Annotated in this window: 1 protein-coding gene; it reads left to right on the forward strand. The window is 63.2% G+C overall.

What is annotated here, in order from left to right; all coding sequences use genetic code 11:
* The coding region (locus Tchar_RS13450) for an ATP-binding protein (protein WP_144329480.1) at nucleotides 1-1,338 on the forward strand (1,338 nt) is incomplete at both ends.

Below are 1,338 nucleotides of genomic sequence, written 5' to 3' on the forward strand. Positions count from 1 at the left end.
AAGCTCCCCATCGGCATCCAGACCTTCGCCAAGATCCGCGAAGACAACGCCTACTACTACGTCGACAAAACCGCGTTTGCGCTGCGCCTGATCGAGTCGGGCTCGCACTACTTCCTCTCGCGCCCGCGGCGCTTTGGCAAAAGCCTCTTTCTCGACACGCTGGCCGAGCTCTTTGCCGGCAACGAGCCGCTTTTCCGGGGTCTCTTCGTGCACGACAAGTGGGACTGGAGCCGCAAGTATCCGGTGATCCGCTTGAGCTTTGGCGGCGGGCGGCTGCAAGACAGGGAAGACCTGGACGAACACATCCACGCTCTGCTCGATGACAACGCGCACCGGCTGGGGGTGGAGATCGCCCCGCCGCCGCGCGACACCCACCTGCGCTTCAAGCAACTCATCGAGCGCGTCGTTGCCCACCACGGCCAGCGTGCCGTGGTGCTGGTCGATGAATACGACAAACCGATCCTGGACAACCTCAGTGAGCCCGACGTCGCCCACAGCCTGCGCGAGGGGCTGCGCAATCTGTACTCGGTGATCAAAGACAGCGACGCGCACATCCGCTTTGCGTTTCTGACCGGCGTGTCCAAATTCAGCAAGGTCTCGATCTTCTCGGGGCTGAACAACCTCAATGACATCACGGTCGATGCGGCCTACTCGGCCATTTGTGGCTACACCGAGACTGATCTCGATACGGTCTTCGCACCGGAGCTGCAGGGGCTGGACCGGCAAGCCATTCGCGACTGGTACAACGGCTACAACTGGCTGGGCGAGGCGGTTTACAACCCGTTCGATGTGCTGCTGCTGTTTGACAAACGCGAATTTCGCCCCTACTGGTTCGAGACCGGCACGCCGACCTTTTTGGTCGAGGAGCTCACGCGGCGGCGCACGTATTTGCCCGAGCTCGAGCGCTTGTACGCCGGGGATCAGCTGCTGTCGCGCTTCGATGTCGGCGACATGGCGCTGGAGGCGCTGCTGTGGCAGACCGGGTATCTCACCATCCATGAGGTCGAACGCGACCCGCCGCCACCGCTGTATCGGCTGGGTTTTCCCAATCGGGAAGTGCGCATGGCGCTCAACGAAGCGTTGGCTGGTGCCTGGACGGGGCACGCTTCGAGCGCCGTGCGCCAGCGGCACGATCTGCGGCAGCACTTGCGGCGAGCTGCGCTGCCGGCCATCGAAGCCAGCTTCAAGGCGCTGTTTGCCGCCATCCCGCACGACTGGTACCGCGCCAACCCCATCACCCAGTACGAGGGTTACTGGGCCAGCGTCTTCTACAGCCACCTGGCCGCGCTCGGCTTGGAGCTGATTGCCGAAGACGTCACCAACCACGGCTGCATCGAC

This window comes from Tepidimonas charontis (assembly GCF_007556685.1).
GTDB classification, from domain to species: Bacteria; Pseudomonadota; Gammaproteobacteria; order Burkholderiales; family Burkholderiaceae_C; genus Tepidimonas; species Tepidimonas charontis.